The following is a 23,411-nucleotide window of genomic DNA, read 5'->3' as shown; positions in this document are numbered from 1 at the left end:
AGTCTCATGCCAGTACGCGGACGGGCTGCCGTACGGCCACACAAACTGAGGGAAACGTAACGCTGTGACAAGTCTGCTGGGGAAGCTTGGTCTCAAGACGCGCCATAAGAAGGTCGTGAGTGGTACTGCGTTTGGTGCTGCTGTTGCTGTGGTGGTGACGGGTGCTGTGTTGTATCCGGGGTTTAAGACCACTGAGGTGGATTTGAATGATGGTGGCGTGTGGGTGGTGTCGAAGTCAAAGAATGCGGTGGGGCGGTTGAATTATCCGTCGCGTGTTTTGGATGGGGCGGTGACGCCGGCGTCGACGACGTTTGATGTGTTGCAGGACGCGGGGGAGGTGTTTGTTGATGATGAGTCTGGTTCGACGTTGAATCAGGTGTCGCCGGCGAATATGCGTTTGGGTGGGGATAAGCGGTTGCCGGGTGCTGCTGATGTGAGTTTTGGTTCGTCGGTGATTTCGGTGACGGATGCTGCGTCGGGCAAGGTGTGGGCGGTGTCGCCGTCGACGGTGAATGGTTTTGATGAGGAGGCCACCGAGCCGGTGTTGGTGGGTTCGGAGGGTTCGGTGTCGGCGGTGGGGGCCGATGACCGGATTTACACGGCGGATCCGAAGTCCGGTGTGGTGACGGTGACTGGTGTTGATGCCAACGGTGAGGTCACGTCCTCGGATGCTGAGACCTGGGGGGAGTTGAAGGGCTCGGGGGATCTGCAGATAACGGTGGTGGGGGATCGGCCGGTGTTGCTGGATGCGGCGGCTGGGGAGTTGTTCCTGCCTGGTGGTAAGCGGTTGCAGTTGGAGAATGCGCGGGATGCGAGGTTGCAGCAGACCGGTCCGGGTAGTGACTTTGTTGCGATTTCGACGCCGAAGGCGTTGTTGAAGCAGCCCTTGGACGGCGGTACGGCGAAGGCGGTGGCGTTTGGTGGTGAGGGTGTTCCGGCGGCGCCGGTGCAGTTGGGCGGGTGTGTGCATGCGGCGTGGTCCGGGGCGAACAAGTATGTCCGTGACTGCACGAATGATGCGGATGATAAGAACGTTGAGGTGCCGAAGGCGAGTGCGTCGCCGTCGTATGTTTTCCGGGTGAACCGGGACCTGGTGGTCCTGAATGATGTGAATTCCGGGAACGTGTGGCTGGTCAACCAGAACATGCAGCTGGTCAACAACTGGGACGACGTCATCCCGCCCAAAAACGAATCCGACGAACAGGACCAGGAGTCGGCGGACAACAACACCATCAACGTCCTGCCGGACCGCACCAAACCCAACCGTCCGCCCGAAACCAAGCCCGACGCCGTGGGCGTCCGCCCGGGCCGGACCACGATCCTCAGCGTGCTGGACAATGACTCGGACCCCGACGGCGACGTCCTCACCGCAGCGGTGACAGACTCCGGCCCCAAGGCCGGCACCCTGGAGAACATCTACGGCGGCACCGCGTTCCAGGTCTCGGTGCCGGCGGATGCGAAACCCGGGACGGAGACGTTCAGCTACAACGCCTCTGACGGCCGCGGCCTCTCCGCCGCCGGCCAGGTCACCCTGACAGTGATGGCGCCTGAGGAGAACAAACCGCCGCAGTTCAAGCGCGGCGACAACACCACCATGCTGGTGGAACAGGGCAAGACCGTCAGCCAGAACATCCTCACTGACTGGATCGACCCCGACGGCGACGACCTGGTACTGCTGGACGCGAAGGCAGACAACGACCAGGACCAGGTCAAGGTCCGCCGCGACGGCCTGCTCACGTTCCAGGACTCCGGCGCCACCGCCGGCAAGAAGAACGTGGAAGTCACCATCTGGGACGGACGCGCCACCGTGACCGGGAAAGTAGTGGTGAACGTCCAGCCGCCCGGTGCTTTGGCCCCTGTAGTCAACGCCGACCACGTCACAGCCGTGTTCGGCCAGGACCTGGTCATCTCCCCGCTGAAGAACGACGTCGATCCCAACGGGGGTGCCCTCCGGCTGGCCCAGGTGGAAGCCAACGGCCCGGCCGAGCTGGGACCCGTCACCGACGGCGGCACGTTTACCTTCCGCAGCACCACCCCCGGGCCCGTCTACCTCACCTACATCGCCAGCAACGGGCCGCAAAGCAGCCAGGGCCTCATCCGGGTGGATGTGGAATCCGGTGATGACACCGGTGATCCCGTCGCCGTTCACGATGTTGCGCTGATGCCGACGGGCGGCAGCGTGCTGCTGGACCCGCTGGCCAATGATTCCGATCCGTCCGGCGGAGTACTCGTGCTGCAGTCCGTCAAGCTTCCTGAGAACGCACCATTGTCTGTGAGCGTGATAAACCACAGCGTCCTGCGCATCACGGACATCCTGGCCGTTAGCGATCCCTTCGTTTTTGAATACACCATGTCCAACGGGAAGAAGTCCGCCACCGGCAGCGTCTCCGTGGTCCCGGTGCCGGCCCCCGCCGTCGTGGAAGCCCCGCAGCCCAAGCCGGACGAAGTGAATGTCCGGGTGAACGACGTCGTCACCATCCCTGTGCTCGACAACGACACCCATCCCCAAGGCCAGGAACTCACCGTGGACCCGGTCCTGCCGCAGGGTGTGGACCCGGCTGACGGGAAAAGCTTCGTCTCGGAGAACACCCTCCGTTTTATTGCCGGCAGCCAGCCCAAGACGGTCCGGGCCATCTACAACGCCGTGGACCCGCAGGGCCAAAAGAGCGCCGCCGCCGTGACCATCCATATCCTGCCGCTGGAAGGCGCTGAGAATTCGCGTCCGCAGCCGCGGAACCTGACCGCACGGGTGGTGGCTGGCGGCACCGTACGGATTCCTGTCCCGCTGGACGGCATCGATCCTGACGGCGACTCGGTCCAGTTGACCGGCATCGACAGCACCCCGACCATGGGTACCGCCACGGTGGGCAGCAACTTCATCGACTTCACGGCGGCCGGCGACGGCGCCGGTACCGACACGTTCCGCTACAAGGTGGTGGACCGCCAGGGCGCGGTCAATACCGGCACGGTGACTGTCGGGATGGCCCCGCGCGGCGAGGTCAACCAGAAACCGACTCCGGTGGACGACGAGGTGCGGGTCCGGCCCGGCCGGCAGATCGCCGTCGACGCCACTGGAAACGACACCGACCCGGACGGTGATTTGATCCGCATCGTGACTGACGGTATCGAAGCTGATCCGGCACTGCAGGCCACGGTGAGCAAGGCCAGCGGCAGGATCATCCTGCTGGCGCCGGGCGAAGCGGGCACCGTCAACGTGCGCTACACCATCGCCGATGACCGGGACGCCTCGGCGCAGGCCGCCATCCGCGTGGTGGTGGACAACGAGGTGCCCCTCAAGGCGCCCATCGCCCGGGACGACAGGGTGACGTCCGCCCAGACCCTGGGAAAGACCGCTGTTGATGTCCCCGTCTTGAAGAACGACGAGGACCCCGACGGCGTGGGCGAAAACCTCAAGATCAGCACCGAGGCCACTACGGCCCGGCCCGGCGCCGAGGGCAATATGGTGGTGGACCTTACCGAGCAGCCGCAGCTGATCCCGTACACCGTGGAGGATGTGGACGGCCAGCAGTCGACGGCGGTCATCTGGGTCCCGGGTTTGGGACAGCAGGTGCCCACCCTGGCCAAGGACGAAGTCATCGAGGTCATCGCCGGCCAGTCCGTGGACGTTGACCTGGACGAGTGGGTGAAAGTCCGCGAGGGCCGTTCCCCGCGGCTGACCCAGGCGGACCGGATCAAACTGATCGGCGCCGACGCCGGTGATCCCGTCACCGGCGACGGCACCGGCCTGAAGTACACTGCCGGCGCCGACTACGTGGGCCCCGGTTCCCTGACCTTCGAGGTGACCGACGGTACCGGCCCTGACGATCCGGCCGGCCTGAAGTCCACGCTCAGCATCCGCACCAAAGTGCTGCCTGATCCCAACAAAAACAACCCGCCCGAGCTCCTGGGCGCCAGCGTGGAGGTCCCGAAGGGCGATTCCGCCAGCACCGACCTCGGCAAGCTGACCTCGGACCCGGACCGGGACGACGTCGAAAAAATGAAGTACGAGCTGGTGGGCGGATCACCGGCCGGCTTCAACGCCAGCATCGACGGCAAGGCCCTGAAGGTCTCGGCGGCGGATTCCAGCGGTACGGGAACCACCGCCGCCGTCCAGGTCAAGGCCCGCGATCCCCGCGGACTCGAAGCCACCGCCACCTACCAGCTGGCGGTGACGGCCTCCAACCGGCCAAAACCGGTGGCCAACGACGACGTGGAAGACAATGCGGCCGCCGGCAAACCCGTGACCGTCAACGTCCTGGCCAATGACGCCAACCCCTTCCCGGAAACCGCCCTGAAGATCATCGCTGCCAATACCGAAACGGGCAGCGGCAACGTGGAGGTTGGCGGGGATTCGGTCACGGTGACACCTGCCCCCGGCTTCACCGGAACCATGGTGGTGTCCTACACAGTGGCCGACAAAACCGGCGACGCTTCCCGCCAGGCCACCGCCCGTATCCGGCTCACCGTCAAGGACAAACCGCAGGCGCCCACCACGCCGCAGGCCCAGAGCGTGGGGGACAAGACGGCATTGCTGAACTGGACGGCACCCGCAGACCGCGGCTCTCCCATCACCAAGTACACGGTGTACGGCGAAGCCGGGTTCCAGCAGGACTGCCCGGCCAACACCTGCACCCTCAACGGTCTGGTCAACAACACCAAGTACCACTTCCAGGTGACGGCCACCAACGAGTTCGGCGAGTCTGACCGGTCGCCGGCCTCCGCGGAGGTGCGTCCGGACGTCAAGCCCGATACCCCGCTGGCGCCGTCCATGAAGTTCGGCGACAAGGAGCTGTCCATCAACTGGACCGCCCCGGCCAGCAAGGGATCGCCGGTGAAGTCCTACGACCTGGAAATCTCGCCGCCGCCGCCAGGGCAGAACGCCCAGATCCAGAACCTGACCGCTGTCAGCTACGTCTGGAAGGGACTGCAGAACGGCGTTTCCTACAAGGTCCGGGTCCTGGCGCGAAATGACGCAAAAGAACCATCTGAGTGGAGCCCTTACTCCGCCGCAGAGGTTCCGGCGGGCGTCCCGGCGACTCCTACCGCGCCCACCGCTGCGCAGGCGGGTTCACTGGGTTCGCAAAGCCAGCTGAAGGTCAGTTGGGCTGCGCCCAACAACAACGGCGACGCCGTCTCGGCCTACACCCTGACCACCCTCCGGGGCGGGGCAGTGGTGTCCAGCCAACAGGTTTCCGGCACCACGCAGAACGTAACGGTGGACAACTCGGAAACCAACTACACCTTCACGGTTTCCGCCACGAACAAGGCAGGAACCAGCGGGACCAGCCCCCAGTCGGCCGCTATCCGCGCGGCAGGCAAGCCGGGCCAGGTCAGCGGCGGAACGGTGGCGGCCACCGGCACCAGCGGTCAGCTCAAGGTAACCTTCACGCCGCTGAGCGAGGCCCAGCGCAACGGCTCCACCGCGAGTGAAATCGCCTACAGCTACAACGCCGACGGCAAGAGCGGCGCCATCGCTGCAGGCGGGGGAGTGATCGGCGGCATGACCAACGGCCGGGACATCACCGTGACCATCATCGCCACCTCCACCAAGAACAACGTGTCCGGCGATGCCAGCGCCATCGGCACCGGCAACCCCTATGGGCCGCCGAATGCACCGAACGTCAACGGCGCCACGTCGGCCCAAGGCGACGGAGATGTTCACTGGACCTGGAACGACCCCGCGACGAACGGCAGGGCGCTTGACCATTACGAAGTTAGCTACGAGGGCGGCGGCTGGATCAACGTGGGCAAAGCCAACCGTTACGACCGGGATGCTGGCGGCTGGAGCCAGAGCCGCCAACTTCGTGTCCGCGCTGTCACGCTTGTGGATGGCGCCATCGGATCAGCAAACGCAAGATCCGGCGCGAGCCCCACGCCCACATCGTGGGGCATCACGGCGAGCCCGGTCCGCAGCTGCACCGAACCCCGGAAGGGAACGGACAGCTACGTCGCCGGGAACCCGTCGCAGTGCAACGGCGAGGGCAAGTGGCTCGACGCCGGAGCCGGCGCACAGACCGACCGGTACCAGGTCTGGTACAAGACGTCGAACAACCCCAGCGGCATCTGGTACCACCTGACCTCAGGCATGGCGGCCGGCAACTGGATCCGCTGCGATACCAGCAGCCTCGGCTGCAACCCGCCCAACGGAATGCCCAACCGCTAGGCCGGCACTGCCGGCGCACCAGCGGGACCGGTACCCCGGTCCCGCACCACAACCTGACCATCACAGAAGGAAGAGCAACCCCATGACCATGACCATCGAGCAGGCCGCCTGGTTTGCTGAAACCTTCGAAAAGCTCGTCGCCAACGTGGGGAAGGCCGTCCTGGGCAAGGAGCACGTCATCCGGCTGACCTTCACCGCCATGCTGGCGGAGGGGCACGTCCTGTTTGAAGACGCGCCCGGTACCGGCAAGACCTCCCTGGCCCGGGCACTGGCTGCCACGGTGCAGGGATCCAACAACCGCATCCAGTTCACCCCGGACCTGCTGCCCTCGGACGTCACCGGCGTCACCATCTATGACCAGAAGACGCAGAAGTTCGAGTTCCACAAGGGCCCGATCTTCAACAACATCGTCCTGGCTGACGAAATCAACCGCGCCTCGCCCAAGACCCAGTCGGCCCTGCTGGAAGTCATGGAGGAATCCCGCGTCACCGTGGATGGCGTCACCTACGCTGCCGGGCGCCCGTTTATGGTGATGGCCACGCAGAACCCCATCGAACAGGCAGGCACCTACCGGCTGCCCGAGGCACAGCTTGACCGCTTCCTGATCAAGACGTCCATCGGGTACCCGGACCACGCCTCCACCGTCCGGCTCCTGGGCGGCTCGAACCTGAAGGACCGCTCGCAGGAACTCACTGCCGTCATCACCACCCAGGCTGTGGCGGACATGGCCGACCTCGCCGCCACAACCCATGTGGACACCGTGGTCCTGGAATACATCTCCCGGCTCTGCGAGGAGACCCGCAGCGCACCGGAAACCCGGCTGGGAGTCTCCGTGCGCGGCGCCCTGGCCATGGTGCGTGCCGCGAAGGTCTGGGCAGCGGGCCAGGGACGGAACTTTGTCCTTCCGGACGACATCAAGGAACTCGCCCCCGTGGTGTGGACCCACCGCTTTGTGATGGACCCGGAGGCCGAGTTCTCCGGTGCCACCGCCGAAGCCGTCCTGACCCGCATCCTGGCAGACGTGGCCGCGCCCCAGCAGCGCACCAACGCCTGACCGCCGCACCCGGCTCAACAGTCCATCCCCAGCAGCACAACGAAGGTTCACATATGTCCACCGGCACCCCGTTGACCCGGATCGCCGAGCGCCTCAGGCAACCCTTCCACCGGAACGGCCAGCCAACGCGCCTGCACCCGTCCGCCGTCTGGGCCGAGGCCAGCAGCACTGCCGGACTTGCCCTGGCACCCGCCTGGCGAACAGTCAAAGAAGCATGGCTCAAGCACGTTTGGCCTGTCCTCTCGGTGATCAGCGTGCTGGGCTGGTCCGTACTGGCCGCCGCAATCCTTCTTTGGGCGGCGGGGCAGGCCTACGGCTGGCAGGAGGCAAAGGCCGCCGCCGTGGCAGCCTTTGTGATGTTCGTGATCGCCGTTGGCTTCATCCTCGGGCGCTCCACCTACGGCGTGGTCCTGGACCTGGCCCGCACCCGCGTTGCCGTGGGCGACAGCGCTGTGGGCAGCATCGCCGTCACCAACACCTCCAACCGGCCCCTGCTGCCCGCCGCCGTCGAACTGCCCGTGGGCGGTGTCACCGCGGTCTTCCACCTGCCCCGGATGAAGCCGCAGCAGGTCCACGAGGACCTCTTCACCATCCCCACGGCCCGTCGTGCCGTGATCGTCGTCGGCCCGGTGCGTTCAGTCCGGGCCGACCCCCTGCACCTGCTGCGCCGCCAGGTCCTGTGGACCGAGCCCGAGGACCTCTTTGTCCATCCCCGCACGGTGGCCCTGGCCGGATCGGCTGCGGGCTTCATCCGCGACCTCGAAGGCATGCCCACCACTGACCTGTCCAGCGCCGACGTTTCCTTCCACGCCCTGCGGGACTATGTCCCGGGCGATGACCGGCGGCACATCCACTGGAAAACGACGGCCCGGACCAACAAGCTCATGGTCCGCCAGTTCGAAGAGACCCGGCGCGCCCACCTCGCCGTTTCCTTGTCCATCAACACGGACGAATACGCCTCGGAAGAGGAATTCGAGATGGCTATTTCCGCCGCCGCGTCCATCGGCCGGCAGGCCATCCGCGAGCAGCGTGAGCTGGACGTCCTCACCCAGAAGGGGCCGCTGAGGTGCGAAACCGGCCGCAACATGCTCGATGACATGACCCGGATCGTAGGCGCACCCATGCGCCGCACCGCCGTCGACCTTGCCAGGACGCTGGCCGACACCGTCCCCAACGCCTCCGTGGTGTTCTTTGTGGTGGGCAGCAACGTCACCGCCACCCAGCTCAGGTCCGCCGCCGCCTCCGTGCCGCCCGGGGTGCGCAGCCTCGCCGTCCGCGTGGAAGCCGGCGCCGCGTCCAGCAGGGCGAACATCGCGGACCTGACAGTACTCACCCTTGGCGACCTCGCCGACCTCGGCATCGTCCTCCGGAAGGCGGCAGCATGACCTCCGCACCAGGGCTGCGTCCGCGCACCACATCCGCCCGGCAGCAGGCCCGCAACGGCCTGCAGTCCGGTTTCGCCGACGGGCAGCCGCTCTGGCATTTCCTGCTCGACGCCGGCGCCCTGACCGTACTCCTGGGGCTGGGCCTGCTGGGCTTCGGCCTCAGTTTCGGCGGTGATCCCTACTATCTGGTGTCCGGCTTCGGCGGGATCATTTTGGGCCTGGCTATCGGCGTGATCAACGCCCACCTGCGCCTGGGGCTGCTCATCACCTCCGCCCTGGCACTGGGGGCCTACCTCGTCTTCGGGACGCTGCTGGCAGTGCCCGACTCGGCCATCGCCGGCTTCGTCCCCACCCTGGACTCGCTCCGGATCCTCCTCCTGGGCATAGTGTTCGCCTGGAAGGACATGCTTACCGTCGGGGTCCCGGTGGGAACTGCCGGCGGCGTGCTCATTGTCCCGTTCCTCAGCTCCATGATCACCGCGCTGGTGGCAGGGGTCCTCACCTGGCGGGCCAGGAGCCCGTACCTGCCGCTCATTCCGGTACTGGTCCTCTTCATCACGGGCATCGCCTTCAGCACCACCGCAGCCTTCCTCACCCTCGAACGCGGGATCGGCCTGACGGTGCTCGGCATCGCCTGGGCAACCTTCCGCCGCGACGCCCTGCGGCGCAGCAACAGCCGGAAAGTGGCCGTCAACAACCCGCAGACCGACTCCGCAACCGCACAGCGGGCCAAGCTGCGCAGGCTGGGCATGGCAGCCGGCGTGATCGCCGCCAGCGTGGCTGTCACCGCGCTGTCCGCCCCGCTGGTCACAGCTGGGGGAGACCGCAAGGTCCTCCGGAACGTTGTGGTCCCGCCGTTCGATCCCAAGGACTACATCACACCGCTCGCGAGTTTCCGTACGTTCGTCAAGGACAAGAAAGACGACACCCTGTTTGTGGTCAAGGGCCTCCCGCGGGACGGCCGCGTCCGGCTGGGAGCCCTGGATGCCTTCAACGGCACCAACTACAACATGGATCCCAACGGGTCGGGCAACTTCAGCAAGGTAGGCGACACCGAGTCCATCAACACGTTGGCCGACACCTCGGGTGTGGTCCCCACCAACAATTACTCCATCGGCATCACCATCGAGGACTACCAGGGTTTCTTTGTGCCCGGCGGCCGCAAGACCACCGGCATCAGCTTCGACCAAGGCGCCTCTGCCGCGGCTTCGGGCCTCTACTTCAACTCGGGCACTGATACTGCGGTGACCACCAACGGGCTGTCCAAGGGCGATTCCTACAGCGTCCAGGTCTCCGATCCGGTCAAGCTGGAACACGGGCAGCTGACACAATACGACTTCGCGCAGGTCTCCCTGCCGGACCCTGCGGAAGTGCCGCCGGTGGTGGGATCGCAGGCGAACGACCTCTCTGCGGACGCGCCCACGGCCATCGACCGGGTGCGCCAGATTGAAGCGCACTTCCAGAAGACCGGCGCCTTCAGCAACGGCCTGGTCAGCGAAGGGCAGCTGCCCAGCGTCTCGGGCCACGGGTCCGCCCGCATCAGGAACCTGCTGACGGCAAAGCAGATGTTGGGTGACGACGAGCAGTACGCGGTGGCGATGTCGCTGATGCTGCGCCACCTCGGCATCCCGTCCCGCGTGGTGATGGGCTTCTACCCCGAGCCGACGAGCCCCGAAAACGGGGCCGGGGAAGTGAAGATCACCGGCAAGGATGTGCACGCCTGGGTGGAGGTCGCGTTCGAGCGGGTGGGCTGGGTCAGCTTCGATCCCACCCCGCCCAAGGACAACGTGCCCATTCCGCCGGATCCCGAGAACAAGTCCAAGCCCAAGCCCCAGGTCCTGCAGCCGCCGCCCCCGCCGCAGGAACCCGCGGACCTGCCGCCGGACTCCTCACCGGACGCCCTGGACGCGGACCAGAAGAAGAACAACCCCTGGCTGTTCTGGGGCGCGCTGCTGGGCGCCCTGGGCGTTGCGCTGATCCCGCTGTCCATCCTCGCGTTGCCGCTGCTGCTGGTTGCGTTGCTGAAATCACGACGACGGAAGTCCCGTTTCCGGGACGGTGACCCTGCGCAGCGGGTCGGCGGAGGATGGAGCGAGGTGGTGAGCCTTGCCACTGACATGGGGGCCGCCGTGGACACGCGTTCCACGCGGCGGGAAAGCGCGGCGGTGCTGGCCGAGGCGTTCCCGGCCAGCGGCGGCACCACCACCATGCTGGCCAGGCGGGCGGACGCATCGATCTTCGGTGCCGGTCAGCCCAGCGAGGACGAGGTCAGGGAGTACTGGACCGTTGTTGACGGCTCGCTGAAGGAGATGACCTCCACCGTGGGGTTCTGGCGCCGGCAGCAGGCACGGTTCTCGCCGCGTTCCCTGCTCGCGGACGCTCGAACCCTCCTCAGCCGCCGCGGCGCCGGGCTGGCACTGCCCGTGCTGCCGTTCCTCAAGGGGAGCGGCCGCCGTCGTCCTGCCGGTCCCGAAGCGGCTGCACGGCCCGCCGGGCCGGACGCGACGGCTGCCGACGCAACACCCCCCGACACACCCACGCAAGGACCCGGTACCCAGTGACAGACGACGCCGGGCGTTGCCCGCACTGCCGGCAACTGATCCGCGCCGGGGCTGCTTTCTGCACCGCCTGCGGAGCACCCTTGCCCAACCGGTCGGCACGGAGCAGCCGCCAGCCCCACCTGGTGGCTGAGCCGCCTGCCGGTACCCCCGCCGCGCACCCGCCCCGGATTCCCGGTACTATCCCGGTAGTAGAAAGGCCGCAGGCATTTCCAGCGGCAGGCATCAACGCGGGCACAGGCCGGGGGAGTGCCGGCGGGTCCACCGTGCAGGTGGGAGCCGGTCCAGGGGGAGGAACGGGAATGGCAGTAAATCTTCAGCTTGTTCCAGCCACGGCGGGCAAGCGCCTTGGTGCTGCCGTGATTGACTGGCTCCCGCCCCTGGCTGTCCTCGTGGTGACTTTTGCCCTCGGTTTCGCCGGCATCACCCGCACCCGCAGCGGCGGCTTCATCATCTACGACACCGCCTCTTTGGTGCTGTTCGGCGGGATCGGCCTGGGACTGACCCTCGTGTACCTGTTTGTGGTTTTGGGGTGGGAAGCCCGGACAGGCAAGACCCTGGGCAACCTGTTGATGGGAATCCGCAGCGCGGACAATGACGGCTACGCGCCGGGCGCCGGTCCCGTCTTCCTGCGCGGTCTGATTACCGGGGCCGGCATCCTGCTGGCGCTGCTCACCGCCATCCTTGTGGTGGTCTTCCAGTGGTTCGCGGTTGCCTTTTTTGTGCTTGGTCCGCTGGTGCTGGCGGGAACGGCGTGGGCTGTGCTGGTGGTCGTCTCGAACAGCTGGGATAAAAACGGCCGGCTCCGGGGCTGGCACGATACCGCCGCAAAGTCCCTTGCCTTCGACGTCAAGGCGGGCCGGAACCCCATCACTACCGGCGGAATCCAGGGGCCGTACAGCTTCGCGCCGCTGGACCTGCCCCCGGTGCAGCCTGTGTTGTCCCCGGTGGCGGGTGCCGCTCCCGTCCTGCCCGCGCCGGCAGCCACCCAGCACACCCTGCCGGAGCCGCAGGTCATGCCGTACCAGGCGCCCGGCCCCCAAGCGCCGAATCCCCAGGCCCCTGCAGGTGAAACCCGGGCATCCGCGGCACCTGCATTCCAAGCACCCGGATTCGAGGCCACGTCATTCCAGGCGCCCGCGCCGGCGGTCCAGCAAGGACATCCTGACGACGACGTGGACCGCACCCAGGTGCGCCACGGCTCCGCCGCCCCCGCACCGGTCGCCGCTTTGCGGATCAGGCTGGATGACGGCCGCGACTTCCAGCTGGACCGCAGCGTGCTGGTTGGGAGGAACCCGGTGGGCCAGGCGGGCGAACAGCAGGCCCAGCTGCTCGCCGTCGACGACCCCGGCAGGTCCATTTCCAAAACCCACCTGCATCTGCTGACTGACGGAGCCGGCATCTGGGTGACGGACCGGAACTCCACCAACGGCAGCGCCGTGACCACCCCCGATGGGCACCGCACGCCCCTTCAGCCGGGCGTGCCCGCATTTGTTACCCCGGGATCCAGTGTTCATTTTGGAGACCGCACCTTTTACCTAGGACAGGCATGAACCAACAGCCCGCACGCGTTCCCTCCAGCACTAAACCGGGGGCGGGGCTCAGCCTGAACGTCGGCCACGGGACGGACCGGGGACTCCGCCGGGAGTTGAATGAGGATTCGTACATTGCCTCCGATCCTGTCTTCGCTGTGGCCGATGGGATGGGCGGCCACGAAGCCGGAGAAATTGCCAGCGGCATGTGCGTCCGGGCCCTTGCGGCCATACCCCAGCTCACCACAGGGGAGCGGAGCGTCACGGCCGCCGTCCTCCAGCAATACCTGGTGAAGGCGGACGACTCCATCCGCGAAGCCACCGGCGCGCGTGCCGGAACCACCCTCACAGGCGCCGTCCTCGTGGAACAGATGGGCATGCCGTACTGGCTGGTGATGAACATCGGTGACTCCCGGACCTACCGCCTGAGCCAGGGCCGGTTCGAACAGATCAGCGTGGACCACTCCGAAGTACAGGAACTCGTTGACGCCGGGGAGATCACGGCCGAGCAGGCCACCATCCATCCGCGCCGGCATGTGGTCACTCGGGCACTGGGCACGGGAGACGAAACGGAGGCCGACTACTGGCTGCTGCCCGTAGAGGAAGGCGACCGCGTCCTCCTCTGCTCCGACGGGCTCACCGGGGAGCTGACGGACGATCACATCTACCGGATTGTCAGCACCGTGGGGAACCCCCAGGACGCCGCGGACGCCCTGATCCAGGCCGCGCTCCGCAGCGGCGGCCGGGACAACGTCACGGTCATTGTGGTGGACGCCCGGAACGTCCTGAACGACGCCGGTGCAGCAACCACCGCCCCGCGCCCCGACCCGGCCGAAGACGAAACAACACTGCCCCGCACGGGAACCGTCCATGCCGCCCCGGCGGATCCGGAAGCTCCTGAACCGGACGTTGTAGAACCGGGCGTTGTGGAACCCGGCATTGCGGACGAGAGTGGGGAACCGGACGATGAGCGCCGTTAGTTACGTCCCCGGGACTTGGCTTGGCATTGTCCGCTCCCACACCGCTGTCCTCCTGGGGCCGGACTCCAGTCCGGCCCTCATCGCCGCACTCTGGGACCTGCTCGAAAGCCGGCCGGAAGTGCACGAGGTCCTGCATGCGGTGACCAGCAGTTCCGGGGGATCGCTGGCCAACATCCCGTCCTTTGGCATCCTCGACTTCCAGGGACCACTGCGCGTCTTCCTGCGCGGGGACCTGGACGTCATGGTCCAGTCGGCCGACGGCCCGGTGGAGCTGAACGGCCGGGATGTGACCACGTGGACCGAGCGGCGGCTCGGTCAGTCCGGGCTGTGCCGGCTGGTTATTCCCGCAGCCGGTGCCAGCCTGCACCCCCAGCCAACGTCCGCACAGGTGCCCGCGCCCGCGCACGCCGGCCCGTCGGGGCTTCCGGACCTGCCGGAGTGTCCGGACCTGCCGCTCGGGGAAGGCGTGGTGCTGCTGCAGTCCTTGGTCCTCACCACTGAGGCCGCGACCAGCGCCGCCAGGCCTGCTCCCGCAGCAGTTGAGCCTGCCGATGCTGCCGGAACCGCCGATGCTGCCGGAACCGCCGTTGCAGCGCCCCCGGCAGCCGACGCAACCCCGCCGGTCGTGGAAACGTCTGCACCCGAAGCGACCACCTATGCGGTCCCGGCCCCGGTGATCGTAGCGGCCGAACAGGCCGACCTTCCGGAAATCACTGTTGCCCCCGAGCACGGGGCGTCTGCAGAGACTGTTTATGCCGTCATCGATGAGGACTTCGATGACGACGACTTGGCCGAAACCGACACTGCCCCGGAGCCAGGCACTGCCCCGGAACCAGGCGCTGACCCGGACCCGGAAGCTGCCCGGGAGGATGACCGTGGCGCCGGGACCGGCATTGCCCCTGGAACTGACGCCGCCCCTGGAACTGGCACTGCCCCCGCCACTGAAGCTGGCCTCAGTGCAGCACGGGAGGACGCCACGTCCAGTGCGTCCGGACAAGCGCCCGCCAGCGAGATGACCAGCTCGTATGACCACCTGTGGGAGCGGACCGTCGTCCGCAGGATCGAAGACGCCGCCGTCCGCGAAGAGCCGGAACCAGACGGCCCTGAGCGAGACGGCCCTGCGCCCGGCGGGCAGGCGACCGCGGGCCACGAGCCGGCAGGACAGGAAGCCGCGCACCAGGAGGCGACAGACCAGGCGGCGTCAGGCCAGGAAGCCGCAGACCAGCGCAATGCAGCTTCGCCGGCGGAGTCCGGCAGCGCCCAAGGATCGCCGGCAACGGCAGATTTGCCGCCCGCCGTCGTATCGGAGGCACTTTCTGACGGTTCAGCCCTCCCGGCGCCCGGCCGGCCCGCAGCCAGTGGCCTCATCGACTCGGTCCCCTGGCGGACGCCGGCCGCAGGCAGCGAGCCGGCCGCGCCGCCTGCGATGCCCGCACCCATGCTGTCCGCCATACCCTCCGCAGCTTCCGCCGCAACGGCTGCCCCGGAGCCGGAAACCAGCCATGCTGAATACGACGCCGACCACGACGGCCAGACAGTCATGAAAGGCAGCCTGAAAGGGATGGCCGCCCAGCCGGTCCGCACGGTGGCAGACGCCTCAACGGTTGCCGGGCCGCTGGTGCTTGCGCGGCTATGCCCCCAGGACCACGCCAACCCGCCCACCAGCGCCACCTGTGCCGCATGCGGTGCAGGGTTGCTGCCCGACGCAGTCCAGGTGGCCCGTCCGCGCCTGGGACGGATGCGCATCTCCACCGGGGAACTCGTGGACCTCGACCAGTCGCTGGTGATCGGCAGGCAACCCTCGGTGTCCCGGGTCCAGGGCGGAGTGATGCCCCGGCTGGTCCAGGTGGCCAGCCCGGGCGGGGACATCTCCCGTTCGCACGTCGAAGTCCGGCTGGAAGGCTGGCACGTGATGCTGTGCGACCTGAAAGCCACCAACGGCACCGTCCTGGTGCGTGAAGGCCAGCCCCCGCGCCGCCTGGCCCAGAACGAGATGGCCATCCTGCTGGACGGGGACATCGCTGAACTGGGCGACAACATCTCTCTGCGTTTTGAGGAGATTCTTTGAGTTCCAAACGGCCGCCTGCGCCGCCGCCCCACATCCCGGGGTTCACCTACATCAGCCTGCTGGGTTCCGGCGGGTTCTCCGACGTCTACCTGTATGAACAGGACCGACCGCGCCGGAAAGTGGCCGTCAAGGTGCTGCTCTCGGACCTGAAAACCGAGGGCGCCCGCCGCCGGTTCGAGTCCGAGGCCAACCTCATGGCCCAACTGTCCTCCCACCCGTACATCGTGACCATCTTCGAGGCGGAGGTCACCGACGACGGGCATTCCTACCTGGCCATGGAGTACTGCTCCCGGCCCAGCCTGGACGTACGGTACCGCCGGCAGCGGTTCAGCGTTGACGAGGTGCTGGCCGTCGGCATCCAGGTGGCCTCCGCCGTCGAAACCGCCCACCGGGCCGGCATCGCGCACCGCGACATAAAGCCCGCCAACATCCTGGTAACCGACTACAACCGCCCTGCCCTGACGGACTTCGGCATTTCCGGAACCCTGGCCGGCGACGCCGACGAGGACTCGGGCATGTCCATCCCGTGGTCCCCGCCGGAACAGTTCCGTGACGGCAACGTGGACGGCGTGATGGTGGACGTGTGGGCGCTCGGCGCAACCCTCTACACGCTCCTGGCCGGCCGGTCGCCCTTCGTGATGCCCGGCGCTGACAACTCCCAGCGCGAGCTGATCAACAGGATCAGCAACATGCCGGTGCCCCGGCTGGGCCGCGCCGATGTCCCGGAATCCCTGGAACTGGCGTTGTCCACGGCCATGGCCAAGTCACCGCAGTCCCGTTACTCCTCGGCCCATGCCTTCGCCCTTGCCCTGCAGCGCATCCAGGCTGAACTGAACCTCTCGGTCACACCCTTCGAAGTCCTCGAAGAGCCGCACCATGAAGACAGCCACCCGGACGACGGCGCCGAGGAAACGCGGGTGCGGAGCATCGCGGCCATCGATCCGGAGCGGACCGGCAGCGCGCCCACTTTCCCGGCCCGCACCCGGCCGCAGGTTCCCCCGGCGGAGGCGCCGCCGTCGCGCTTTACCCCGCCGGCGGCCCTGACGCCGCCGGCGCCCGCACTCCAGCCCCAGGACTGGACTCCGGCCACGGTGCTCCGCGGCAGCGCCGGCAGTGTGCCGGCTACCCCCGGGCTTTCCCGGGACGGCGGGCTCCAGGACAGCAGGCTTCCCGACGGCGGTGACGCTGCCGACACAACGATCCACCGGCCCGCGAAGGTGGAGGAACCAGCCGAAGCTGCTGCGTCCGGCACGGACCACGGGAAACGCAACCTCTGGCTTGCCATCGCCGGGGGTACCCTCCTTGCCCTCGCCGCGGTGGTAGGAATCGTGATCGCGAACGCTGCACCGGAGACCCCCAAAGCCCAACAAACCCAGGAGCCGAGCAAGCCGCCGGCCGATGCGCTGGACAACGGCACCGTGCCCGACGTCGAAGGGCTCACCGGCACCCTGACCCCCGGCGGCGCCTCCTTCACCTGGAACAATCCGCAGCCCAAGCCCGGTGACACCTACAAATGGCGGGTCTACACCATCGGTGGCGGCGGCGAATACCAGTCCATCGCCCAGCCCCCCATCCAGGTGACGCCGAACCCGTCCGGGCAGACCTGCGTCCAGGTGATGATCGTCCGCTCGGACGGCGCCTTCTCACCAATGGAAGAAGCCTCCATCGCCTGCACCGGCCCATGAGCGGCCCTCCGTTCCAGACACTTACGCCAGCACGATTTACAGCGCTTTGCCCAATGAGGAGGCACAGAAAATGGGGGATCTAGCAATAGATTTCTGTGGTGAATGGTACGAACCCTCCGACGAGGACGTCTTCAACATCGGCCGCGAAGGCGACCTGGAAGTGGACGACAACCCGTACCTGCACCGGCAGTTCCTGCAGGTGGCCCGCTATGACGGAATCTGGTGGCTCAGCAATGTTGGCAGCATGCTTTCCGCCACCGTGGCAGACGCCTCCGGCGGCATGCAGGCCTGGCTCTCACCCGGCGCCCGGATTCCGCTGGTGTTCAGCCACACCAACATCATCTTTACGGCCGGACCCACCACCTACGAATTCGCGGTGCACCTGAAGACGCCCTCCTTCCGGCAGGAGTCGCGGGAGGAGGACAGCAATGGGGACACCACCATCGGCCCCGTGGTGTTCACCGACTCGCAAAAGGCACTGATCGTGGCGCTCGCCGAGCCCATGCTCCGGCGCGAAGGGACAGGCTTCAGCGCCATCCCGTCCTCTGCGGCGGCAGCAAAGACGCTGGGCTGGGCGCTGACCCGGTTCAACCGGAAGCTGGACAACGTGTGCGACAAACTGGACCGTGTGGGCGTTGTTGGCCTTCGCGGTGGCGGCGGAAAACTCGCCACCAACCGCCGCGCCCGGCTGGTGGAGCACGCAGTCACCTCGCACCTTGTTACAGCCGATGACCTGTACCTGCTGGAAAAGATGAGGGGCGTGGACGAAGGATGAGGATCCGGCTGACACTCCGCCGGGACCCTGCCGAGGCCAAGGACCTGGCCGTCACCGTGGACGGCCTCGCCACCGTGGCCGACGTGGCAACCACGCTGTGGGCCGCGGACCCCGCCCGCAAGGGCACGCCCGCGCCGGACAATCTCTCCTTGAAGATCGACGAGGCGTTTGTGGGCGGCGGCATGCGCGGCAACGTCCTGGCCCGCGAGGACAACCTCCTCGAATCCGGGCTCCGGCCCGGCTCCGTGGTGTCGCTGACCCAGGTCAGTGCGCAGTTCGGTGACCCCGGCGCCGGCCGGGGCCCCGCGGCTGCCACCCTGCGCGTGCTGTCAGGGCCCGACGTCGGCCGCGAATTTTCGCTGCCATCCGGCACCAGCTACATCGGCCGGGACCGGGACGTGGACATCCGGCTCTCCGATCCGCTGACGTCCAAACGCCATGCCCGCATCACCGTGGGCGACGGCGTGGAAATCGTGGACACCAACTCCGCCAACGGGCTCCTGATGGACGGTCTGCCGGTCACCCGGGCCACATTGAACTCCTCGGACACCATCACCCTGGGCGACACCACCATCACCGTGGTGCCGCTGGGACACAACCAGGCCGCCGCGCCCACCTCTCCTCTGGTGGACTTCAACCGCTCGCCCCGGGTGGTTCCCCGGTTTGAGGAACCGAAGCGCGTCCTGCCCGCCGGACCCAAACGCCCCGAGGACCATCCCTTCCCCTTCATCATGCTGCTCATCCCGCTGCTGATGGGCGCGGTGATTTTTTCGGTCAGCAACAACCCGCTCTCGGCGGTGTTTATGCTGATGATGCCGCTCTTCGTGGTGGGCCATTACGTGGACCAGAAGATGCGGACCAAGCGCCAGCAGAAGGACCAGCTCAAGCATTTCCGCGCGTCCATGGCCGCCTTCCGCGAGGACATCACCGAACTGCAGCACGTGGAGCGTGCCGTCCGGCTGCAGGAGGCGCCCTCCGTCAGCGACACCGTCAGCGCCATCTACAAACTGGGTCCGCTGCTGTGGACCCACCGCCCCGAACACGGCGGCTTCCTGGGCCTGCGGTTCGGACTGGGCACCGTGCCGTCGCGGGTCCTCCTGGAGGAACCGTCGAACAACGACACCGAGGTGGAGTACGCCCGCGAAATCCAGGACTGCATCAAGCAGTTCCGGGACATCGAAGGCGTGCCGGTGGTATCCCAGTTCCGGACAGCCGGCTCGCTGGGCATCGCCGGTGCCCGCGGGCTGGTGGACGATGTTGCCCGCGGCATGGTGCTCCAGCTCGCAGGGCTGCACTCACCCGCCGAAGTGGTCCTCACCGCCATCACCTCCGCCCAGTCCAGGGAACGGTGGAACTGGCTTCAGTGGCTGCCGCACGTGGGCTCCGGCCACAGCCCCCTTTCCGGGGACCACCTGGCCGCCGGTTCGGCCGGCGGGGCATCCCTGGTGGCCCGCCTCGAAGACCTGGTGGAAGCCAGGGAAGCCGCCGCCCGACGCTCAGGTCCCGTCCTTCGCCCCGCCCTGGATCCCACCAAGGACGAGGTGGATGCACCGGTGGTGCCGGCCGTGCTGGTAGTGGTTGAGGACGACGCCCCCGTGGACCGGGGACGCCTTACCAGGCTCGCCGAACGGGGGCCCGATGCAGGCGTCCATGTGCTGTGGGTGGCCACGGACGTGCAGGCCCTGCCGGCTGCCTGCCGCGACTTCATGGTGGTGGACGGCGACCACGGCACCACCACCGGACAGGTCCGGCTGGGCCGCCACACCTACCCCGTCAGCTGCGAAAGCGTGGATGCCGAACTGGCGGCCCAGCTGGCCCGGATGCTCACCCCTGTGGTGGACGTGGGCAAACCCGTCGCCGACGATTCCGACCTTCCACGCGCTGTTTCCTATGCCACCCTGATCGGCAAGGACTTCCTGGACAACCCCCAGGCCGTCGCCGAGCGCTGGACCGAGAACAACTCCGTGCACAGCAGCGCCGTGGCCAACCGCAAGGACAACGGCACCCTGCGCGCCCTGGTGGGCTCCAAAGGCATCGAACCGCTCTACCTGGACTTGAAGAACGAAGGCCCGCACGCCCTGGTGGGCGGAACCACCGGCGCCGGCAAATCCGAGTTCCTGCAGTCCTGGGTGATGGGCATGGCCGCGGCGTACAGCCCGGACCGGGTCAGTTTCCTGTTCGTCGATTACAAGGGCGGTGCGGCATTCGCCGACTGCATTAACCTGCCGCACACGGTGGGACTGGTCACGGACCTTTCGCCGCACCTGGTCCGGCGCGCGCTGACCTCCCTGCGCGCCGAACTGCATTACCGGGAGCAGCTGCTGAACCGGAAGAAGGCCAAGGACCTGCTGGCGCTCCAGCGCGAGGCCGATCCGGAGGCGCCGCCCTACCTGATCATCATCGTGGACGAATTCGCGGCGCTCGCCAGCGAGGTCCCCGAGTTCGTTGACGGCGTGGTGGACGTTGCCGCGCGCGGGCGGTCCCTGGGCCTGCACCTTATTCTGGCTACGCAGCGCCCGGCCGGCGTCATCAAGGACAGCCTGCGGGCCAACACGAACCTGAGGGTAGCGCTGCGGATGGCCGACGAGGACGACGCGACGGACATCCTGGGTGTCCCGGACGCTGCCTACTTCGACCCCGCCATCCCGGGACGGGGCGCGGCCAAGACCGGTCCCGGCCGGATCCAGGGCTTCCAGACCGGCTACGCCGGCGGCTGGACCACGGACAAACCCCAGCGGCCGCAGATCGACATCGTGGAAATGGCGTTCGGCTCCGGCCCCAGCTGGGAGGCCCCGGCTCCGGAAAAGCCCGTGCTGGAGGCGCCGGCGGGCCCCAACGACATCGCGAGGATGACCGCCAACATTGTCCGCGCCGCCGGGACGCTGGACATCCGGCCCCCGCGCAAACCGTGGCTGGACGAACTCGCCAAGACCTACGACTTCTCCAAGCTGCCCAACCCCCGAACGGACGAGCAGCTCCTCCTCGGCGTTGCCGATGACCCCGTCCGCCAGGCCCAGCCCACCGTCTTCTACCAGCCGGACAAAGACGGCAACATGGCCATCTACGGTACGGGCGGATCAGGAAAGTCGGCTGCTTTGCGCGGCATTGCCATAGCTGCCGCCGTGACTCCCCGCGGCGGGCCCGTCCACGTCTACGGGATCGACTGCGGGTCCTCCGGGCTGCGGATGCTGGAAGAGCTTCCGCACGTGGGCGAGATCATCAACGGCGACGACGTGGAACGGGTGGGGCGCCTGCTGCGCCTGCTGCGGGACATTGCGGAGCAGCGGTCCGCGGCGTTCGCCGAGGTGCGTGCCTCCACCATTGTTGAGTACCGGAAGCTCGCCAACCGGCCCCACGAGAAACGGATCTTTGTCCTCGTGGACGGAATGTCGGCCTTCCGTGAGGCGTACGAGCACAGCAGGTTGTCCGGGCTCTGGGACATCTTCCTGCAGCTGGCCACCGACGGCCGCACGCTCGGCATCCACCTGGTGGTCACCGGAGACCGCCCGAACTCGGTCCCCGCCTCGTTGCTCGCTTCCATCCAGCGGCGCCTGGTGCTGCGACTCTCCTCCGAGGACGACTACGTGTCCATGGACGTCCCGCGGGACGTGCTTGGCGCCGGCTCCCCGCCTGGCCGTGGCCTGCTGGACGGACTCGAAGTGCAGCTCGCCGTGCTGGGCGGGAACTCCAACCTTGCCCTGCAGGCCCGTGAGGTGCATAAGCTCAGCGAAGCCATGCTGCGCCGGGGCCTGGAGTCCGCCCCGGGCATCGAAAGGCTGCCGGAGCAGGTGGACCTGGACGTCCTGCCCGCCGGCGGTCCGGACCTGCCCGTGATCGGCGTCGACGACGAAACGCTCCGGCCGGCTGAGGTCATGGCCCGGGGGCCGCTCCTCCTCGCCGGGCCGCCGGGCGCCGGCCGGACCGTGGCGCTCGTGACCCTGGCCTACGCCCTCCGCCGGTCAAACCCCGCCACCGAGCTCATCTACATCGGGGCGCGCCGGTCCGCCGTCGCCTCCCTGCCCATCTGGAACCGCTCCGTGGTGGGCCCGGACGACGTAGCCGAGGTAGTGGAAGACCTGGTGGAGCACTCCTCCGGAAACCCCGGAGCTCTGGCCATCTTCATCGAAGGGCTGACGGAATTCACCGACACCATGGCGGAGTCCGGTGTGGGCCGGCTGGTGACGGCATCCATCAAGGCGGACCAGTGGGTGATCGGTGAATCCGAAACCTCCACCTGGTCCTCGGCCTGGTCCCTGGCGCAGCCCTTCAAGTCCGGCCGGCGGGGCCTGCTGCTGAACCCCGGCGACATCGAAGGCGACAGCCTGCTGAACACGTCGCTGGGCCGGACCGGCGCGGACTTCATTCCCGGCCGCGGGTACGTGGTGGGGCGCGGAAAGGCGCGCAAAATCCAGGTTGCGCTGCCGCCCGAAAACAGGGATTGAGACGCTGATGACAACAGGGCCGAGGATCCGCTGGATTTGCGGCCCTGTTGCGGGGTGTAGAAGACTACCGGGGACACCAGAAAGCCGCGGTGGGGGGACTGCGCGCATCGAAAGGTAGCCATGACCCCGTCCTCACCGGTCTTCCGCGTTGCGTCGACGACGGCATCAGCAGCGGTCCTGGCCCTCGCCGTTGCCCTCTTTCCGGGCGGCCCCGCGGCGGCGGATTCCACGGAACCCACCCCCGAATCCACCACATCCCCCGACCAGTGTTTTCTGGTGTTTTGCGGGACAGAGCCGGCAGACGACCAGGGACCCGCCGACCCCACTCGTACCCGCAAGCCCAAGGAACCCGAAAGCCCGCCGGCTCCGCCCGCCGACCCTGTGCCGGCGCCTCCGGAGCAGCCCGCACCTCCGGTGGCGCCGCCCGCCTCGGATCCGGTGCCGGCTGCCCCGGCCGCAGAGCCTGAAGAATCAGCCGCGGCCCCGTCCGCTTCCGCCACGGGATACACCGGTTCCCCGCCGCCCACCGGCGCGTCAAGCGGGCAGGACTGGAACACCCCGGTCACCAGGTCGGCTACAGCCACCCGGGCGGCGGTCGTTGTGCCTGCCGATGACTCCGGCCCCGGCGGCCCTGTGCTCCTGCCCATCATCGCCGGGGTCCTGCTGCTGGGCGCTGCCGGTGCCTCCTTTTTCTGGTGGGGAAGGACCCGGTTACGCGGCCGGGCGCACTAGGCCCGGGCCGGGACGCCACGGCGCTGACGTGCCTTGA

General features: G+C 67.6%; 11 protein-coding genes. All 11 read left to right on the top strand.

Features of this window, described 5'->3' with window-relative positions:
• Positions 1 to 64 precede the first annotated feature (64 nt).
• The gene (locus ARTSIC4J27_RS13960; RefSeq protein WP_050055798.1) at positions 65 to 6,163 is read left to right on the top strand and encodes an Ig-like domain-containing protein; all 6,099 of its coding nucleotides are present in this window, start codon (positions 65 to 67) and stop codon (positions 6,161 to 6,163) included.
• A gap of 82 nt (positions 6,164 to 6,245) precedes the next feature.
• On the top strand, positions 6,246 to 7,217 hold the full coding sequence (locus tag ARTSIC4J27_RS13955) for an AAA family ATPase (protein WP_050055797.1): 972 nt from the start codon (positions 6,246 to 6,248) through the stop codon (positions 7,215 to 7,217).
• 53 nt (positions 7,218 to 7,270) lie between these two features.
• Positions 7,271 to 8,602 (top strand): DUF58 domain-containing protein, encoded by a 1,332-nt coding sequence (locus ARTSIC4J27_RS13950; protein WP_050055796.1) that lies wholly within the window; start codon positions 7,271 to 7,273, stop codon positions 8,600 to 8,602.
• Complete coding sequence (locus ARTSIC4J27_RS13945) at positions 8,599 to 11,163, top strand: transglutaminase-like domain-containing protein (protein WP_050055795.1); 2,565 nt, start codon at positions 8,599 to 8,601, stop codon at positions 11,161 to 11,163. The genes ARTSIC4J27_RS13950 and ARTSIC4J27_RS13945 overlap by 4 nt, the downstream gene beginning before the upstream one ends.
• Complete coding sequence (locus ARTSIC4J27_RS13940) at positions 11,160 to 12,713, top strand: RDD family protein (protein ID WP_327077650.1); 1,554 nt, start codon at positions 11,160 to 11,162, stop codon at positions 12,711 to 12,713. Before ARTSIC4J27_RS13945 ends, ARTSIC4J27_RS13940 begins: the two co-directional genes overlap by 4 nt.
• Positions 12,710 to 13,672 (top strand): PP2C family protein-serine/threonine phosphatase, encoded by a 963-nt coding sequence (locus ARTSIC4J27_RS13935; protein WP_083435462.1) that lies wholly within the window; start codon positions 12,710 to 12,712, stop codon positions 13,670 to 13,672. The genes ARTSIC4J27_RS13940 and ARTSIC4J27_RS13935 overlap by 4 nt, the downstream gene beginning before the upstream one ends.
• Entirely contained in the window at positions 13,659 to 15,740 is a 2,082-nt protein-coding gene (locus ARTSIC4J27_RS13930) for an FHA domain-containing protein (RefSeq protein WP_050055793.1), read from the top strand. Before ARTSIC4J27_RS13935 ends, ARTSIC4J27_RS13930 begins: the two co-directional genes overlap by 14 nt.
• A complete protein-coding gene (locus tag ARTSIC4J27_RS13925) occupies positions 15,737 to 17,425 on the top strand; it encodes a serine/threonine-protein kinase (RefSeq protein ID WP_050055792.1) in 1,689 nt (562 codons plus the stop codon). Before ARTSIC4J27_RS13930 ends, ARTSIC4J27_RS13925 begins: the two co-directional genes overlap by 4 nt.
• 70 nt (positions 17,426 to 17,495) lie before the next feature.
• Positions 17,496 to 18,200 (top strand): hypothetical protein, encoded by a 705-nt coding sequence (locus ARTSIC4J27_RS13920; protein WP_050055791.1) that lies wholly within the window; start codon positions 17,496 to 17,498, stop codon positions 18,198 to 18,200.
• Complete coding sequence (locus tag ARTSIC4J27_RS13915; protein WP_050055790.1) at positions 18,197 to 22,642, top strand: FtsK/SpoIIIE domain-containing protein; 4,446 nt, start codon at positions 18,197 to 18,199, stop codon at positions 22,640 to 22,642. The genes ARTSIC4J27_RS13920 and ARTSIC4J27_RS13915 overlap by 4 nt, the downstream gene beginning before the upstream one ends.
• A gap of 120 nt (positions 22,643 to 22,762) precedes the next feature.
• Positions 22,763 to 23,374 carry a hypothetical protein gene (locus ARTSIC4J27_RS22810; protein ID WP_050055789.1) on the top strand — a complete coding sequence of 204 codons (612 nt, stop codon included), beginning with the start codon at positions 22,763 to 22,765 and terminating at the stop codon, positions 23,372 to 23,374.
• Positions 23,375 to 23,411: the final 37 nt, after the last annotated feature.

The organism is Pseudarthrobacter siccitolerans (assembly GCF_001046895.1).
Lineage (GTDB): Bacteria > Actinomycetota > Actinomycetes > Actinomycetales > Micrococcaceae > Arthrobacter > Arthrobacter siccitolerans.
This window is presented reverse-complemented; position numbering and strand designations above follow the sequence as displayed.

What these genes read in the sequence shown, in the direction of transcription:
- ARTSIC4J27_RS13945 (WP_050055795.1), top strand. Translation starts at nt 8,599, where the DNA reads ATGACCTCCGCACCAGGGCTGCGTCCGCGCACCACATCCGCCCGGCAG.
- ARTSIC4J27_RS13920 (WP_050055791.1), top strand. Translation starts at nt 17,496, where the DNA reads ATGGGGGATCTAGCAATAGATTTCTGTGGTGAATGGTACGAACCCTCC.
- ARTSIC4J27_RS13915 (WP_050055790.1), top strand. Translation starts at nt 18,197, where the DNA reads ATGAGGATCCGGCTGACACTCCGCCGGGACCCTGCCGAGGCCAAGGAC.
- ARTSIC4J27_RS22810 (WP_050055789.1), top strand. Translation starts at nt 22,763, where the DNA reads ATGACCCCGTCCTCACCGGTCTTCCGCGTTGCGTCGACGACGGCATCA.
- ARTSIC4J27_RS13935 (WP_083435462.1), top strand. Translation starts at nt 12,710, where the DNA reads ATGAACCAACAGCCCGCACGCGTTCCCTCCAGCACTAAACCGGGGGCG.
- ARTSIC4J27_RS13955 (WP_050055797.1), top strand. Translation starts at nt 6,246, where the DNA reads ATGACCATGACCATCGAGCAGGCCGCCTGGTTTGCTGAAACCTTCGAA.
- ARTSIC4J27_RS13950 (WP_050055796.1), top strand. Translation starts at nt 7,271, where the DNA reads ATGTCCACCGGCACCCCGTTGACCCGGATCGCCGAGCGCCTCAGGCAA.
- ARTSIC4J27_RS13930 (WP_050055793.1), top strand. Translation starts at nt 13,659, where the DNA reads ATGAGCGCCGTTAGTTACGTCCCCGGGACTTGGCTTGGCATTGTCCGC.